General features: G+C 65.6%; 12 protein-coding genes. 8 read left to right on the top strand and 4 right to left on the bottom strand.

The annotated features are described in order from the left end of the window. Position 1 precedes the first annotated feature (1 nt). Both pvdA and fpvI read right to left on the bottom strand, forming a co-directional pair. Positions 2–1,333, bottom strand: coding sequence for an L-ornithine N(5)-monooxygenase PvdA (gene pvdA, locus FHW81_RS16210; protein ID WP_031629018.1), 1,332 nt, complete (start codon positions 1,331–1,333; stop codon positions 2–4). A gap of 132 nt (positions 1,334–1,465) precedes the next feature. Beyond that, positions 1,466–1,945 (bottom strand): pyoverdine signaling pathway sigma factor FpvI, encoded by a 480-nt coding sequence (fpvI, locus tag FHW81_RS16205; RefSeq protein WP_003103620.1) that lies wholly within the window; start codon positions 1,943–1,945, stop codon positions 1,466–1,468. 163 nt (positions 1,946–2,108) lie between these two features. On the opposite strand from fpvI, the gene fpvR reads away from it, so the two are divergent. The 4 genes from fpvR to ompQ all read left to right on the top strand — a co-directional run bounded on the left by fpvR (position 2,109) and on the right by ompQ (position 7,801). Next, positions 2,109–3,104: a pyoverdine signaling pathway anti-sigma factor FpvR gene (gene fpvR, locus FHW81_RS16200; RefSeq protein WP_003120136.1), complete on the top strand. Its 996-nt coding sequence runs from the start codon at positions 2,109–2,111 to the stop codon at positions 3,102–3,104. Between the two features lie 100 nt (positions 3,105–3,204). Then, a complete protein-coding gene (gene pvdR / locus FHW81_RS16195) occupies positions 3,205–4,380 on the top strand; it encodes a pyoverdine export/recycling transporter periplasmic adaptor subunit PvdR (RefSeq protein ID WP_003089547.1) in 1,176 nt (391 codons plus the stop codon). Then, a complete protein-coding gene (gene pvdT, locus FHW81_RS16190) occupies positions 4,380–6,371 on the top strand; it encodes a pyoverdine export/recycling transporter ATP-binding/permease subunit PvdT (RefSeq protein ID WP_003114506.1) in 1,992 nt (663 codons plus the stop codon). The genes pvdR and pvdT overlap by 1 nt, the downstream gene beginning before the upstream one ends. Before the next feature lie 5 nt (positions 6,372–6,376). Further along, positions 6,377–7,801: a pyoverdine export/recycling transporter outer membrane subunit OmpQ gene (ompQ, locus tag FHW81_RS16185; protein ID WP_019371757.1), complete on the top strand. Its 1,425-nt coding sequence runs from the start codon at positions 6,377–6,379 to the stop codon at positions 7,799–7,801. Positions 7,802–7,849: 48 nt separating this feature from the next. Here the strand turns inward: ompQ and pvdP are convergent, their stop codons facing one another. After that, positions 7,850–9,484 (bottom strand): pyoverdine maturation tyrosinase PvdP, encoded by a 1,635-nt coding sequence (gene pvdP, locus FHW81_RS16180; protein WP_033992941.1) that lies wholly within the window; start codon positions 9,482–9,484, stop codon positions 7,850–7,852. A gap of 215 nt (positions 9,485–9,699) precedes the next feature. Here pvdP and pvdM point away from each other — a divergent pair, with 215 nt between their 5' ends. The 3 genes from pvdM to FHW81_RS16165 are packed head-to-tail and all read left to right on the top strand — an operon-like array spanning position 9,700 to position 13,235. Then, positions 9,700–11,046 (top strand): pyoverdine-tailoring dipeptidase-like protein PvdM, encoded by a 1,347-nt coding sequence (gene pvdM, locus FHW81_RS16175; RefSeq protein ID WP_004349898.1) that lies wholly within the window; start codon positions 9,700–9,702, stop codon positions 11,044–11,046. Between the two features lie 22 nt (positions 11,047–11,068). Continuing rightward, positions 11,069–12,352 (top strand): pyoverdine-tailoring periplasmic protein PvdN, encoded by a 1,284-nt coding sequence (pvdN, locus tag FHW81_RS16170; RefSeq protein ID WP_003122677.1) that lies wholly within the window; start codon positions 11,069–11,071, stop codon positions 12,350–12,352. A gap of 28 nt (positions 12,353–12,380) precedes the next feature. Next, the gene (locus tag FHW81_RS16165; protein WP_033992942.1) at positions 12,381–13,235 is read left to right on the top strand and encodes a formylglycine-generating enzyme family protein; all 855 of its coding nucleotides are present in this window, start codon (positions 12,381–12,383) and stop codon (positions 13,233–13,235) included. A gap of 68 nt (positions 13,236–13,303) precedes the next feature. On the opposite strand, the gene pvdF is transcribed toward FHW81_RS16165, so the two are convergent. Then, on the bottom strand, positions 13,304–14,131 hold the full coding sequence (gene pvdF, locus FHW81_RS16160) for a pyoverdine biosynthesis hydroxyornithine transformylase PvdF (protein ID WP_003114501.1): 828 nt from the start codon (positions 14,129–14,131) through the stop codon (positions 13,304–13,306). A gap of 377 nt (positions 14,132–14,508) precedes the next feature. On the opposite strand from pvdF, the gene pvdE reads away from it, so the two are divergent. Then, positions 14,509–16,158 (top strand): pyoverdine export ABC transporter PvdE, encoded by a 1,650-nt coding sequence (gene pvdE / locus FHW81_RS16155; protein WP_003103601.1) that lies wholly within the window; start codon positions 14,509–14,511, stop codon positions 16,156–16,158. Positions 16,159–16,228: the final 70 nt, after the last annotated feature.

Below are 16,228 nucleotides of genomic sequence, written 5' to 3'. Positions count from 1 at the left end.
GTCAGCTGGCCAGGGCGTGCTCGTGCAGGGCGCGGGCCGCAGTACCGGGCTTCAGGTGCTGGTACAGGGAGCCGGAGATTTCCTCGGCACGTACCGGCAGCACCGACAGCAGGGTGTCGCTGAGGCCATGGCTGGCCTGGCTGAAGCCCTGCGCGTAGATCGCCACCTTGCAGCGCTCGTCGGTCTGCAGGCGGTAGTCGCGGCCGATCTCATGGTCGCCGAGGTACTCCGCCAGCGGTTCGAGCAGTTGGCGGTGCAACTGGCGCTCATAGCCGGTGGCCAGGATCACTGCGTCGTAGATCTCTACGCTTAGCTCGCCGCTACCGGCGTCGCGCAACGCCAGCTCGATGCCCTGGGCGGTGGCGGTCGCGCGCTCCACAGTAGTCATGCAACGGAAGGCGTGGCGCGGGATGCCGGAGACTTTCTGGCGGTAGAAGACGCCGTAGATGCGCTCGATCAGGTCGGTATCCACCACCGAATAGTTGGTGTTGTGGTATTCGCGCAGCAAACGCTCGCGTTCGGCATGCTCGCGGCTGTAGATGAGATCGGTGAACTTCGGCGCGAACACTTCGTTGACGAACGGGCTATCGTCCGCCGGCTTGAGCGCCGAGGCACGCAGGATCATGTCGGCCTGCACCGACGGGTAGCTGTCGTTGAGGTCGATGAAGGCCTCCGCCGCGCTCTGCCCGCCGCCGATGATGGCGATCTTCATCGGCTTGCCGCTGCTGCAGGGCTGCTTGGCCATGTGCTCCAGGTACTGGCTGTGGTGGAACACCCGGCCGTCGCCCTTGAGCGCACGGAACACCTGCGGGATACGCGGGGTGCCGCCGGGACTGACCACCAGGGCGCGGGTGGTGCGCACCAGTTCCTCGCCGTCGGCGTTGCGCGAGATCACCCGCAGCGCCTCGACCTGGCCGGCGCTCAGCATCGGCTCGATGCGCAGGACCTCTTCGCCGTAGCGGCTCTGCTCCTGGAAGTGGCTGGCGACCCAGCGCAGGTAGTCGTTGAACTCCATCCGGCAGGGATAGAAGGTGCCCAGGTTGATGAAGTCGACCAGGCGATCGTGCTTGTGCAGGTAGTTGACGAAGGAATACGGGCTGGTGGGGTTGCGCAGGGACACCAGGTCCTTGAGGAAGGAGATCTGCAACTCGCTCTGCGACACCAGGGTGTTGCCGTGCCAGCGGTAGTCGCTCTGCTTGTCCAGGAACAGCACTTCCAGGGCGCCCTGCGCCTGGGCCCGTTCCTGGAGGGCAATCGCCAGGGCGATATTGGAAGGGCCGAAGCCGACACCGATGAGATCGTGAACCACGGCGGTTGCAGTTGCCTGAGTCATTTCCAGTTCCTCTGGATTGGCCCCCTTTCAAGCGGGAGCGATAAGTCGAGAGCAGCCCTGGAGGGCCATCTGTTGACTAGGAACGAGGACAGGGAAATGAAATTTAAGCGTTGCCGAGCACGAATAGCGAAATCAGTCGGCTTCCCATTCGCGCATGCGCACCCGACAGTGCTTCATCGCGTTGACGATGTGCTTTTCCACCAGGCTGCGGGAAATATTGAGATGTTCGGCGATCTGCGAATGGGACAGGCCGTCCAGCTTGCGCAACAGGAAGGAACTGCGGCAGATGGCCGGCAACTCGGCCAGCGCGCGCTGCAGGTTGTCCAGGCGCTGCCCCTGGTCGACCACCGTCTGCGGCGAGGGACTGGCCAGGCCCTCCTCGTCGTCCAGGACCTCCAGGGGTTCCGCCCGGCGCACCCGGCTACGACGGTGCTCGTCCACCGCCAGGTTGAGCGCCGTCCGGTACAGAAAAGCCTTCGGATGCTCGATCTGCGCTTGACTGGAGCGCTCCAGAACGCGCAAATACGCGTCGTGGGCGACATCCGCCGCTGCATGTCGATCCCCGAGCCTGGCACTGAGGAATCGCAGCAGCTCCCGATAATGGTTTTCCAAGACGACTCCTGCTCGCTGCCTCTACGGCACTGTCCTTCCAAGGGCGGGATCGCCTGCCGGCGACATTGGCAGTATGAAATCATTAAATTTATAATAATTCTCATCAAGCTTTAAAGCCTTGTTTCGCTCGCAGCGCAATCCGAAGGCATAACTGGAACCCTCGATGAAGACACCCTCTCCCGCCGACAGCGACACCCTTGTGCAGGACGCCGCGCATTGGTGCATGCGCCTGCACGCCGAGGACCTCTCCGAGGAAGAGCGTGGCGAGTTCCAGCGCTGGCTGGCAGCCGATCCCCGGCACGCCGCCGAATACGCAGAAATGGAGGAGATCTGGGCGCTCAGCGAACTGCTGCCGCGAACGCCGGCGCCCGAGCTTCGCAACCACGCCGCAACCCGCCCGCTCGGCCGTCGCCGCAGGGGCTGGAAGAGCCAGGCACGCGCCGCCGCCCTCGCCCTGCTTATGTTACCGACGGCCGGCTACCTCGGCTGGCTGCAAGGCTGGATTCCTTCCAACTACCAGCGCTACGAGGCCGAGGGCAACGTCAGGCATGCCGTTCTTCCCGACGGCAGCGAGGTCGAACTGGACCTCAATACGCAGCTGAGCTTCGCCAATTTCAAGGACATCCGCCGGGTTTCCCTGGACAGGGGCGAGGCCTACTTCCATGTCACCCACGACAGCGCGCACCCCTTCGTGGTCAAGGCCGGCAACGGCTCGATCACCGTCACCGGCACCCGCTTCAACGTCTGGAAGTACCAGGACAACGTGGTAGTCACCGTCACCGAGGGCTCGGTGAAGGTCCGCAGCGAAGGCTCGGGCAACGACAGCAGCCTGACTCCCGGCATGCAGGCCAGCTACTATCCGGGCCTGCTGCAACCGTTGGTCGAAGCCGTGGATACCCGCCAGACGCTAGCCTGGCGCGAGGGCCGCCTGGTACTCGACGACCTGCCCCTGTCCAAGGCCCTGCCGCTGATCAACCGCTACCTCGACGCTCCGCTGGTCCTGGGCGACAGGAGCGCTGCGAAACTGCGCATTGGCGGGATCTACAGCACCCGCGACATCCGCAGCCTGGTCGACGCCCTGCCGAAAGTCCTGCCCGTGGACCTGGAACATCGCGAGGACGGCAGCATCCGCATCAGCAGCCGTTACGCCCAGCTCTGAACCCAGGTTAAATTTAGCCGCCCTGGCCTCGTATATCTGGCAGTGCCCAGCCTGCCGATCCAGCGGCGGCGGTCTCTCCACGCACCGGCCGGATTCCCGAATGAGACGAACCCGTAGTACTCGTCGCGCACTGCTCGTCGCAGTCTGCCTCAGCCCCCTGATCGCCCTGGCCGCCTGGCAGGCCTATCCGTTCCGCAGCAACAGCTTCGATACCGTGAGCGTCAGCCGCGGCAGCATCGAGAGCAGCGTCTCGGCGCTCGGCACCCTGCAACCGCGGCGCTACGTCGACGTCGGCGCCCAGGCCTCCGGGCAGATCCGCAAGTTGCACGTCGAGGCCGGGGACGATGTGACGGAAGGCCAGTTGCTGGTCGAGATCGACCCCTCCACCCAGCAGGCCAAGGTCGATGCCGGCCGCTATTCGATCGAGATGCTCAAGGCCCAGCTGGCCGAGCAACGTGCCCAGTACACCCTCGCCCGCCAGCAGTACCAGCGCCAGCAGCGGCTGGCCGCCGGCGGCGCGACGCGTACCGAGGACGTGCAGAGCGCCCAGGCGCAGATGCTCGCCACCCAGGCACGGATCGAGATGTACCAGGCGCAGATCCGCCAGGCCCAGGCCTCGTTGCGCAGCGACGAAGCCGAACTCGGCTATACCCGCATCTACGCGCCGATGTCCGGCACGGTGGTGGCGGTCGATGCGCGCGAAGGCCAGACCCTCAATGCCCAGCAGCAGACCCCGTTGATCCTGCGGATCGCCAAATTGTCGCCGATGACCGTCTGGGCCCAGGTTTCGGAAGCCGACATCGGCCGGGTCAAGCCCGGCATGCCGGCCTACTTCACGACCCTCAGCGGCGAAGGCCGGCGCTGGACCGGCAAGGTCCGGCAGATCCTCCCGGTGCCGCCCAAGCCGCTGGACCAGAGCAACCAGGGCGGCGGCAGCCCCACCAGCGGCAGCGGCGGGCAGAGCGGCAGCGGCCGGGTGGTGCTGTATACCGTGCTGGTCGACGTGGACAACGGCGACCACCAACTGATGGCGGAAATGACCGCCCAGGTGTTCTTCGTCGCCGCCACCGCGGAAAACATCCTCACCGCGCCGGTCGCCGCCATCCACGACGACGGCAAGGGCGGCCAGGTCGCCTGGGTGGTCGGCAGCAACGGCAAGCCGCAGAGCCGCCAGATCAGGACCGGCATCAGCGACCGCCTGCGGGTACAGGTGCTTGCCGGCCTGGAGGAAGGCGACCGCCTGTTGATGGCCGCTCCCGACGGCAGCGACAGCTGATGGAAAACGCCACGCAACCCGTCCCCCTGATCGAACTGCGCGACATCCGCAAGCGCTACGGCGGCAATGGCACTCCGGAAGTCGAGGTACTCAAGGGCGTATCGCTGTCGATCCACGCCGGCGAGTTCGTCGCCATCGTCGGCGCCTCCGGCTCCGGCAAGTCGACCCTGATGAACATCCTCGGCTGCCTCGACCGGCCCAGCTCCGGCAGCTACCACTTCGCCGGCCACGACGTCGCCGAACTGGACAGCGACGAGCAGGCCTGGCTGCGCCGCGAGGCATTCGGCTTCGTGTTCCAGGGCTATCACCTGATCCCCTCCGCCTCGGCCCAGGAAAACGTCGAGATGCCGGCGATCTACGCCGGCATCCCGGCGAGCGAGCGGCACACCCGAGCGCGGGCCCTGCTCGAACGCCTGGGCCTGGCCGAGCGCACCGCCAACCGTCCGCACCAGTTGTCCGGCGGCCAGCAGCAGCGGGTGTCGATCGCCCGCGCGCTGATGAACGGCGGCCATATCATCCTCGCCGACGAACCCACCGGCGCCCTCGACAGCCACAGCGGCGCGGAAGTCATGGCGCTGCTCGACGAGCTGGCCAGCCAGGGCCACGTGGTGATCCTGATCACCCACGACCGCGACGTCGCCGCCCGCGCCAAGCGCATCATCGAGGTGCGCGACGGCGAGATCGTCAGCGACAGCGCCAACGACGAGCGCCCGGCGCACCCGAGCGCCGGCGTCGAGCGCCACCTGCAGGCCGACGATCTCAGCCAGCGCCTCGCCGAGGGCAGCAGCGAACCCTCGGGGGCCTGGCGCGCCGAACTGCTGGAGGCGGTGCGCGCCGCCTGGCGGGTGATGTGGATCAATCGGTTCCGCACCGCGCTGACTCTGCTCGGGATCATCATCGGCGTCGCCTCGGTGGTGGTCATGCTCGCCGTCGGCGAGGGCAGCAAGCGCCAGGTGATGGCGCAGATGGGCGCGTTCGGCTCGAACATCATCTATCTCAGCGGCTACTCGCCGAACCCGCGCGCGCCGATGGGCATCGTCAGCAGCGACGACGTCGCCGCCATCGCCACCCTGCCCCAGGTGAAGAAGGTCATGCCGGTGAACGGCGGCGAGCTGGTGGTGCGCTACGGCAACATCGACTACCACGCCTACGTCGGCGGCAACAACACCGACTTCCCGGAAATCCTCAATTGGCCGGTGGCCGAGGGCAGCTACTTCACCGAGCGCGACGAAGACGCCGCCACCACGGTCGCGGTGATTGGCTACAAGGTGCGCAAGAAGCTGTTCGGCAGCGCCAACCCGATCGGCCGCTACATCCTCATCGAGAACGTGCCGTTCCAGGTCATCGGCGTGCTCGCCGAGAAAGGCTCCAGCTCCGGCGACAAGGATGCCGACAACCGCATCGCCATCCCCTACTCCGCTGCCAGCATCCGCCTGTTCGGCACGCGCAACCCCGAGTACGTGATCATCGCCGCCGCCGACGCCCAGCGCGTGCACCAGGCCGAACGCGCCATCGACCAGTTGATGCTGCGCCTGCACCGCGGCCAGCGCGACTACGAGCTGACCAACAACGCGGCGATGATCCAGGCCGAGGCGAAGACCCAGAACACCCTGTCGCTGATGCTCGGCTCGATCGCCGCGATCTCCCTGCTGGTAGGCGGGATCGGCGTGATGAACATCATGCTCATGACCGTGCGCGAACGCACCCGCGAGATCGGCATCCGCATGGCCACCGGCGCCCGCCAGGGCGATATCCTCCGCCAGTTCCTCACCGAGGCGGCGATGCTCTCGGTGGTCGGCGGCCTGGCCGGGATCGCCCTGGCCCTATGCATCGGCGGCGTGCTGCTGCTCGGCCAGGTCGCGGTGGCCTTTTCCCTGTCGGCCATCGTCGGCGCCTTCAGTTGCGCGCTGGTCACCGGACTGGTGTTCGGCTTCATGCCGGCGCGCAAGGCCGCCCAGCTGGACCCGGTGGCCGCCCTGGCCAGCCAATGACGGACATGTCCATGAAGAATCTTTCTCTGATTTCCGCCTGCCTGCTGCTCGGCGCCTGCGGCAGCACGCCGGCGCCCCTCGACAGCGGCCTGGCCGCGCCCCCTCAGTGGCGCTACCTGGCGGCCGGGCGCAGCGATGCCAGCGACATCCGCCAGTGGTGGAAGGCCTTCGGCGCGCCGGAACTGGACAGCCTGCTGCAACGCGCCCTGCTGAACAGCCAGGACCTCGGCGCAGCGGTGGCCCGCGTGCGCCAGGCCCAGGCCTCGGCGGTGATCGCCGGCGCGCCGTTGCTGCCGGAGCTGAATGCGACGCTCGGCGCCAGCCGGCAGAAACTCCTGCGCGACTCGGGCTACAGCGGTACCGACGCGACCTCCGACAACGATGCCGTCGACTCCTTCTCCGCCGGCCTCAGCGCCAGCTACGAAGTGGACTTCTGGGGCGGTCGCCGGGCTGCCTACCGCAGTGCCCTGGAAAGCCTCAAGGCCAGCGAGTACGACCGCGCAACGGTAGAGCTGACCCTGCTCTCCGGCGTCGCCAACAGCTACCTGCAGGTATTGGCGCTGCGCGAACAGCAGCGCATCGCCAGGCTCAACCTGGACAACGCCGAGCACGTCCTGCGCCTGGTGGAGACCCGCCATGCCGCGGGCTCGGCCACCGCCCTGGAGGTCGCCCAGCAGAGCAGCCTGGTCGCCAGCCAGCGCAAGCAGCTGCCGCTGCTCGAGCAGCAGGCCCATGAGGCGCTGATTACCCTGGCCACCCTGATCGGCGAGCCGGTGCAGGCGCTACAGGTGGCCGAGCGGCCTTTCGACAGCCTGCGCTGGCCGGAGACCGGAGCGGGCCTGCCGAGCGAACTGCTCAGCCGCCGTCCCGATATCGCCAACGCCGAAGCGCAACTGGCCGCGGCCCAGGCCGACGTGCAGGTGGCGCGCGCGGCGCTGTTCCCCAAGCTGACCCTGAGCGCCTCGCTGTCGTCCGGCGCCAACCGCGCCGCCGACACTTTCCGCAACCCCTATTACAACCTGGGCGCCAACCTGCTCGCCCCGATCTTCAACCACGGCCGCCTGCGCGCCGAGCGCGACCGCAGCCTGGCGCGCCAGGAAGAACTGCTGGAAACCTACCGCAAGGCGATCCTCACCGCCTTTGCCGACACCGAACGCTCGCTGAACAGCATCGACGGCCTCGACCGCCAGTTGCACTGGCAGCAGCAGGAGCTGGAGCAGGCGCAGCGCGCCTTCGATCTCTCCGACAGCCGCTACCAGGCCGGCGCGGAAACCCTGCTGACGGTCCTCGAAACGCAACGCACGCTGTACGCGGCGCAGGATGCCGCCGTGCAACTGCGACTGGCCCGCCTGCAGGCCTCGGTCGGCCTGTACAAGGCCCTCGGCGGCGGCTGGCAGAGCGACCGCCAGGGTCTCGCGCGGAAAGACTGAGGCCCGCGTTGCGCGGGCCTCCTCCATCCTTACTCGCTCTTTCGCCGTTCAGCGCCTGAGCTGGTCGCGCGCCAGCTTCAGGTTGCGCGCGTACCAGGGCCGCCGCGGCGCACGCTTGAGCCAGCCGCTCAGTTGATCTTCTTCGCTGAAGATGATGCGCAAAGCCAGCTTCATGGTTTCCACGTCCAGCTCCACCGAGTTGCTGCTCGCCTGGACATCCGAAAGCCCGCATCCATGGGTCGCCGGACCCAGCCAGGGATCGCCGACCTCGACCCATCGACCGGGCGCGAACCATTGGATGCCCTCCACTTCGCGGCGCTGCACTTCGCCAGGATGGAAACGCTCGTGGGCGCGATACCAGTCCTCGATGCGGTCGTCGATCCAGCCGTGGAACGACCAGAACACCGGATTCACATGGGAGGAAAACGGGTCGCCGAGGAAGTCGTTCTCCGGGCGGAACCAGCGCGGGGCGAAATCGGCCGGAAAACGGTCGGTCATGACCGGGGCGCCGTTGGAGGGGTCCCTCGTCACCGAGGCCCAGCGCATGTGCAGCCAGTCATGCATGCCCAGCTCCAGCTCCGAACCGAACTGGCCGAGGGTCAGCTTCGCCAGGTACGCCGGGTCCTGGTACTGCGATTCCCAGACCAGGAAATTGGCATGGTAGGCCTCGGCGCTTTTCAGGCCATGCAGCCACTCGCTGTACTCGTCGTCATCCACTGCCACCCAGGCCGGAGGCACGGAAAACCCGTCCGGATTGTCGAAGTAACGGATGAAGCCGGGACGATCGTACTCCAGCGGCACCACAGGTCGCGGCAGACGCTCCCAGGACGGCAGGTCCTGCATGGAACGCGCGGTGTGCAGCATGTGCCGGTGCATGAAAAAGAAGTCGATACCCGAGGCGTTGCGATCCTTGCGCGGCCCTCGCGCATCGCGTTCGCGGTCCAGCGGGCCGGGCTGCCAACCGACTCCGCGCAACGCATTGCGTTGTTTTTCCGAAAGCCGATGCCATTTGTCCCGCGAAGCGTGCCATAGCTGGTGGAACAGTCGGTGCTGCGGCGACACCAGCCAACCGAGAAGTTTCTCGTTGAGCACGATGCGCTCATGGGCCAGGGGGAAGTGACGCTTTACCGCAACGAAGCGAAAATCCTCGTTCGGCGACAGCGGCGAACGCTCCAAGCGCTGTATGCGTCCGCTCAGGGTTCCGTCGCCCGCGTTCGCATAGTCTGCCCAGACCTCGTCGAACACCGCCGAGCAATCGTGAGTCGGCGCCACGGAACCGCTCGCCTGGTCCACCAAACGCCAGCGGATGCTTGCAGAACTGGCTCCGAGCAAGTCGCCAAGCACACGAAAGCGCGGCGGCTCCGCCGCGAGGAGACGTTCAGGAGTATCCAGGTAGCCAATCAGGCCGCGTCCCTTGGGTGCCACGTCCAGCACCAGTTGCAAGCCCTCCCGAGGCAGCCCGGATAGTTCGGCATCACCGCCTACCAGGCGCAGGTCCCATAGACCGCGCAGGCGGTCGCCCAGTCGTATGCCATCGGTAGCCGCCAGGTCGAGCGAAGCCTCGTCAGGCGTCTGCGGCTCCTCTTCGCGGGTCAGATGACGATGTGTGTAGTAAGCCACCGGCAGCGCCGCCGCCCCGGTAAGGGCCAGGCCCGCCATGAATCCGCGTCGAGAAACCGTCATCGTCCTACCTGTATCAACCGTGAAGCTCGCTTTATCCAGCTAGAACGTTCCTTCCGTCGGCAAATTTACCGCCCACATGCCGTTCCACAGGCAACTCGACAATCCCTCCCGCGGCGCTAAATTTTCCCGCTCCGGCCTCGTCCCACCCTGACAGGTGAGTCCGCTTCGGCAGACGCTCATCCGCGCTTTCGATCTCGAACCTGACTGGGACGGCAATGACTAGAACACGCACACGCAAGGCCCTCTACCTCGGCTTGCCGATCTTCCTCATCCTCGTCGGCGGCGGCCTGCTGGCCTGGAAGACCTTCGGCCCGAGCGAAGCGGGCTACCCGCGCAAGGTCATGAAGCACGCCGAGGAGTTGCATGAGCGCATCCTCTCCTTCGATAGCCGGATCACCATCCCGCCGGACTTCGGCACCGAAGGCAACGAGTTCGACAAGGACGGACCGAACCAGCTCGACCTGGTCAAGGCGGGCCGCGGGCGCCTGTCCGGCGCTGCCCTGGCGATCTTCGGCTGGCCGGAGATGTGGAACGGCCCGAACGCGCCACACAAGCCGACCCCGGGATTCGTCGACGAGGCTCGTCACCAGCAGGAAATTCGTTACAAGATTCTCACCGGCATGGTCCGCGACTTCCCCAACCAGGTCGGCATCGCCTACTCCCCCGAGGACTTCCGCCGCCTGGCCATGGAAGGCAAGTTCGCCATCGTCATGAGCATGCTCAACGCCTACCCGCTGGGCGACGACCTGTCCCAGCTGGACAAATGGGCCGCCCGCGGCGTGCGCATGTTCGGCTTCAATTATGTCGGCAACAACGATTGGTCCGACTCTTCCCGTCCCTTGCCGTTCTTCAACGACACGGCGGATGCCCTGGGCGGCCTCTCCCCGCTAGGCAAGCAGGCGGTCGAACGGCTCAACGATCTCGGGGTGATCATCGACGTCTCGCAGATGTCGACCAAGGCCCTGGAACAGGTCGCCGCCCTCAGCCGCGCGCCCATCGTCGCCTCGCACTCCGCGCCGCGCGCCCTGGTGGACATCAAGCGCAACCTCAGCGACCACGAGATGCAACTGATCAAGGACAGCGGCGGCGTGATCCAGGTGGTCGGCTTCCCCGCCTACCTGCGTCCGCTGAGCAAACCGACCCTGGACAAGCTCGACGCCCTGCGCGCGCGCTTCGACCTGCCGCCCCTGGAAGGCCTGGACTATGCGCTGATGCCGGGCGATCCGATCATCACCATCTGGCCGGAACAACGCTTCGGTGAATACGCCAGCGCCCTCTACGGCATCCTGGAGGAGGAGCCCAAGGCCGGCCTCAAGGAACTGGTGGACGCCATCGACTACACGGTGAAGAAGGTCGGCATCGACCACGTGGGCATCAGCTCGGACTTCAACGACGGTGGCGGCGTGGACGGCTGGAAGGATGTCAGCGAAATCCGCAACGTCACTGCCGAACTGATCACCCGCGGTTATTCCGATGCCGACATCGCCAAGCTCTGGGGAGGCAACTTCCTGCGCGCCTGGGGCGAAGTGCAAAAACGCGCCAAGCCGACAGCCACCCCCTGACCACGCCGCAACGGACCTCCCGATGAACGACCGTCGTACCTTTCTCAAGCAGGCCGGCATTCTCGCCGCCGGCCTGCCGCTGCTTTCCGCTGCCCAGTCGCTCCGCGCCGAAGGCGCACCGAGCGACGCCGGCAATAAGTGGAAAGCGCTACGCCAGCAATTCGATCTCGACCCGCAGTATCTGCACTTCGCCAACTTCCTCCTCACCTCCCACCCTCGGCCGGTGCGGGAGGCCATCGAGCGCCTGCGGGTCCGCTTCGACCGCAACCCGGGCGAAGCGGTGGACTGGCATCGCGAGGAAATCTGGAAATACGAGGACGAGGCTCGCGCCTGGGCAGGTCGCTACTTCGCCGTGCAACCTGGCCAGGTGGCGCTCACCGGCAGCACCACCGACGGCCTGGCGGCGATCTACGGCGGCCTGCTGGTGCAGCCGGGCAAGGAGATCCTGACCTCCTCCCACGAGCACTACTCCACCTACACCACCCTGGAATACCGGCACAAGCGCATGGGTACCCAGGTCCGCGAGTTCCCGCTGTTCAAGGACCCGCATCGGGTTTCCGCCGACGAGATCCTGTCCAGCATCGCCGCTCAGATCCGCCCGCAGACCCGGGTGCTGGGCATGACCTGGGTGCAGTCGGGCAGCGGCGTGAAGCTGCCGATCCGCGAGATCGGCAAGCTGGTGCGCGAACTCAACCAGAAGCGCGACGAACAGGACCGGATCATCTACGTGGTCGACGGCGTGCATGGTTTCGGTGTGGAAGACGTCAGCTTCGCCGACTTCGACTGCGACTACTTCATCGCCGGCACCCACAAGTGGCTGTTCGGTCCGCGTGGCACCGGGGTCATCATCGCCCGCTCGGAACAGCTCCAGGAGCACCTGGTGCCGAGCATCCCGACCTTCTCCCGCGCCGACAACTTCGGCACCCTGATGACCCCTGGCGGCTACCACGCCTTCGAACATCGCCTGGCCCTGGGCACGGCCTTCGAGCTGCACCTGCAGTTGGGCAAGGCCGAGGTCCAGGCGCGTATCCACCAGCTCAACGCCTACCTCAAGCAGCGCCTGGGCGAACATCCCAAGGTCCGCCTGGTCACGCCGACCAGCCCCGAGCTGTCTTCGGGCTTCACCTTCTTCCGCGTCGAAGGCCGCGATTGCGAGGCGGTCGCCAAACACCTGATGGCGCACCGGGTAATCAGCGACGCCGTGGATCGCGATGTCGGCCCGGTGGTGCGCCTGGCGCCGAGCCTGCTGAACGACGAGGCGGAGATCGACCGGGTGCTGGAAATCCTCGCCCCGCAACTCGCCTGACCCCTTTCGCCACTCAACGAGAACCGCCATGCACGCATTATCGCCCCTGGCCCTGGTCGCACTGATCGTCGCCACCGCCCCCGCCTTCGCCGACGAAGCGAAGAAACCCGGCACGGTGTTCAAGGATTGCAAGGACTGCCCGGAGATGGTCGTACTGCCCGCCGGCAGCTTCACCATGGGCACCCCGGACGACGAGGTCGGCCGCCAGCCCGACGAGGGCCCGCTGCACGACGTGACCTTCGCCAAGCCGTTCGCCATCAGCCGCTACCAGGTCACCGCCGGCGAACTGGACGCCTACCTGAAAGCCACCGGCGTCAAGCTGGCCGACGGCGATACCCGCCCCGGCCGCGAATGCATCGCCGGCAAGCCGCGCTACCAGCAAGGCCCTCGCCAGCCGGCGGTGTGCGTCGACTACAACGACGTGAAGAACTACGCCGCCTGGCTGTCGAAGAAGACCGGCAAGCACTACCGCATGCTCAGCGAGGCCGAGCGCGAGTACGGCGCCCGCGCCGGCAGCGCCGGCCCCTTCCCCTTCCCGTTCGACGAAGGCAAGGAATACAGCATCGCCAAGCACGCCAACACCTACGGCGCCAGCGATGGCTACAACTTCACCTCGCCGGTGGGCAGCTTCCCGCCCAACGCCTTCGGCGTCTACGACATGCACGGCAACGTCTACGAGTGGGTCGCCGACTGCTGGCACGACCACTACAACGGCGCGCCGAGCGACGGCAGCGCGTGGATGGAGGACAAGTGCGAGCTGGTGCAGATCCGCGGCAACGACTGGGGCGAGCCGCCGATCTTCTCGCGCTCGGGCAACCGCAACAATGCGGCCCCCAGCGACCGCGGCGACTGGATCGGCTTCCGCGTGGCGCGCGAACTCTGATTCAGAATGAAGAAGGCCGGAGCGACGACACCGCTCCGGCCTTTTCGAACCCCTCGAAGGAACCGGGTTCAGAGCTTCTCGGCGAGCAGCGCCAGCCCTTCGTGCAAGGCCGGGAACAGGCTGTTGTTGAAGTTGTTCCAGCGCAGCTCGAGGATGGTGTCGTCGGGTGAAATCTCCGTTTTCAGCACATCATGGAACACTTCGCCGGAATCGATGCCATTGTCCACATAGTGGAACGATGCTCCGGTCCAGTACAACGGCTCGACCGCGACCTTTTCCATGGTCGCCCAATCCACCACCTTCTCGCCCCGCGCTCCATACAACGCGTCCAGGGTCGCATAGGCGCCACGACGCTCGTAAGGCGAGTCCTCGCGCGTCACGCCAGGATGGATATTCATGATCCGCCGTGCGAACGGAGCACCCGGGCGTACCAGCTCATCGAGGATGACCAGGAGCCCGTCCAATACCACTACATCGGCGCCCAGCTCCACCAGGGTGTCATGCAGGCGTCGCTCGAAATCGCTCTTGCCGGCCACATGCTCGGGGGTACCCCGCGGGTACCGACGGTAGGTGGACGGCACGCTGAGCAAGAGGTCGTTCAGGGTCTTGCCTTGCACCTGCAGGTCTGCCGGATAGAACCATTGCTGCCCGGGACGATAGGCGAAACCGTAGTCCTTGATTTTTCCCTGGTCGCGAGGCAGCTCCGCGTCGTCGTCGTAGATCACGCCCACGAGCTCGTAGGCATCGCCCAGCGCAGTCTGGTTCAGCGCCTCCACCAAGGACTCCAGTACCGACTTCATGTACCGCTGTTCGCCCTTGTACGGCACGTACTGGCCGGCCTTGTCGGCCGCGGCGTTTCTCAGGGACCAGATATAGGCCAGTTTCCTTTTCGTCATTTCATCATTCCCAGGAGTGGATCGAGCGCCAGAGGAAGGCAGCGCCATGTCGAGTCGAAGCGCGCGTCGACCTGCGACGGGCGGGCGCGACACCTCTTCCTGATCTGCAACGAACGGCATCGCCTGCAATTTACGTGGAAGAACCTACGCCCCGCCGAACGCCGCTAAATACCGGGCATCCTGCTTCGTCTGTCTGCAAGGAGGCCGAGACGGGTGACGCATGCTCCTGGAGCCGGTCGCCGTCCGCATTCGCAGTGCCGCAACGAAAGCCTGCGCCAGGCCACCCCACTCAACCGTCCCATGCCTACCGGCCCAGCCGGGAGCGGCCATGGAACGATCCTGGGACCCCACCGACCTAGTACATCCGGGAAGCAACTATGACCAATCCCAAGCGCGGCGCCATTCGCGAACTGCTCGCCCTGCTCAGGCCCTTTCGAGCGATCGTGGCCGTCTCCATAGCACTGGGCATGGCCGGCGGCCTTGCCATCACCCTGCTGCTGGCCAGCATCAACAACGCCTTGCACTCGGAAAACGGCCTCGGCCAAGGCGTACTGCTGTCGTTCGGCGGACTCTGCCTGCTGGCATTGGTCAGTTCGATCGTCTCCGACATCGGTACCAGCTACGTCGGCCAACACATCATCGCGAAGCTGCGCAAGGAACTCGGCGAGAAAGTCCTCTCGGCGCCCATCGAGCAGATCGAGCGCTACCGGACCCACCGTCTCATTCCGGTACTGACACACGACATTGATACCATCAGCGACTTCTCCTTTTCCTTCACCCCACTGGCCATCGCCCTGACCATCACTTTCGGCTGCCTGGGTTACCTCGCCTACCTATCGGTCCCGATGTTCCTGCTGACAGTCGTCGCCATCGTCATCGGCACGGCAGCCCAGTACCTGGCGCGCTCCCGCGGTTTCAAAGGGTTCTATGCCGCCCGCGATCTCGAAGACGAATTGCAGAAGCACTACACCGCCATCGCTTCGGGCGCGAAGGAACTGCGCATCCACCGCCCCCGTCGCTATCGCATGCACACCGGCCGCATCAGCGAAACCGCGAACAACATCCGCGACCTCCACATCAGCTCCATCAATATATTCATCCTGGCCAAGACCTTCGGCTCGATGCTGTTCTTCGTGGTGATCGGTCTGGCGCTTACGCTCCAGGCCTACTGGCCTTCGTCCAATCCGGCCGCCATCACTGGCTTCGTGATGGTCCTGCTGTACATGAAGGGACCACTCGAACAGGTGGTGACCATCCTTCCCATCGTCAGTCGCGCCCAGGTCGCCTTCCAGCGGGTCGCCGAACTTTCCGAGCGTTTTTCCTCTCCCGAACCCCATCTTCTGCTCAGCGAACAGGAGGCCCCGGACAAGACCGTCGACAGCCTGGAACTGCGCGACGTTCGCTACAGCCCCCCCGCCGTCGAAGGCAGCGAACCGTTCCATCTGGGCCCTATCAATCTGCGTATCGCCCAAGGTGACATCGTCTTCATCGTCGGCGAGAACGGCTGCGGCAAGACGACCCTGATCAAGCTGCTGCTCGGCCTCTATCGCCCGCAGTCCGGCGAGATCCTTCTCAACGGAGAACCGGTCAGCGCGGAGACCCGCGACGATTACCGCCAGCTCTTCAGCACCATCTTCGCCGACTACTACCTATTCGACGACCTGGTCCAGGGCAAGCAGGCTTCGTTGCAGAACGCGACCCAATATCTGCAACGCCTGGAAATCGCCCACAAGGTCAGCGTCATGGACGGCAACTTCAGCACCACCGATCTCTCCACCGGGCAGCGCAAGCGCCTTGCGCTGATCAATGCCTGGCTCGAAGAGCGACCGGTCCTGGTCTTCGACGAATGGGCCGCAGACCAGGACCCGGCTTTCCGCAGGGTCTTCTACACCGAACTGTTGCCGGACCTGAAACGCCAGGGCAAGACCATCATCGTGATCAGCCACGATGATCGCTATTTCGAAATGGCGGACCAGTTGATAAGGCTCTCGGCAGGCAAGGTCGTCAAGGAAACCGAGACGGCGTGAAACTTTTTCATCCGGTTTTCCGTGGGTAAAACGTCATACTAAGAGAATTGAGAAGCGATCTCATTTATTC

It is taken from the genome of Pseudomonas sp. RC10-4-2 (assembly GCF_050433085.1).
Classification (GTDB): Bacteria; Pseudomonadota; Gammaproteobacteria; order Pseudomonadales; family Pseudomonadaceae; genus Pseudomonas; species Pseudomonas aeruginosa.
This window is presented reverse-complemented; position numbering and strand designations above follow the sequence as displayed.

Coding starts and splice junctions, on each gene's coding strand:
- pvdA (WP_031629018.1), bottom strand. CDS start 1,333: ATGACTCAGGCAACTGCAACCGCCGTGGTTCACGATCTCATCGGTGTC.
- fpvR (WP_003120136.1), top strand. CDS start 2,109: ATGAAGACACCCTCTCCCGCCGACAGCGACACCCTTGTGCAGGACGCC.
- pvdR (WP_003089547.1), top strand. CDS start 3,205: ATGAGACGAACCCGTAGTACTCGTCGCGCACTGCTCGTCGCAGTCTGC.
- pvdT (WP_003114506.1), top strand. CDS start 4,380: ATGGAAAACGCCACGCAACCCGTCCCCCTGATCGAACTGCGCGACATC.
- ompQ (WP_019371757.1), top strand. CDS start 6,377: ATGTCCATGAAGAATCTTTCTCTGATTTCCGCCTGCCTGCTGCTCGGC.
- pvdP (WP_033992941.1), bottom strand. CDS start 9,484: ATGACGGTTTCTCGACGCGGATTCATGGCGGGCCTGGCCCTTACCGGG.
- pvdM (WP_004349898.1), top strand. CDS start 9,700: ATGACTAGAACACGCACACGCAAGGCCCTCTACCTCGGCTTGCCGATC.
- pvdN (WP_003122677.1), top strand. CDS start 11,069: ATGAACGACCGTCGTACCTTTCTCAAGCAGGCCGGCATTCTCGCCGCC.
- FHW81_RS16165 (WP_033992942.1), top strand. CDS start 12,381: ATGCACGCATTATCGCCCCTGGCCCTGGTCGCACTGATCGTCGCCACC.
- pvdF (WP_003114501.1), bottom strand. CDS start 14,131: ATGACGAAAAGGAAACTGGCCTATATCTGGTCCCTGAGAAACGCCGCG.
- pvdE (WP_003103601.1), top strand. CDS start 14,509: ATGACCAATCCCAAGCGCGGCGCCATTCGCGAACTGCTCGCCCTGCTC.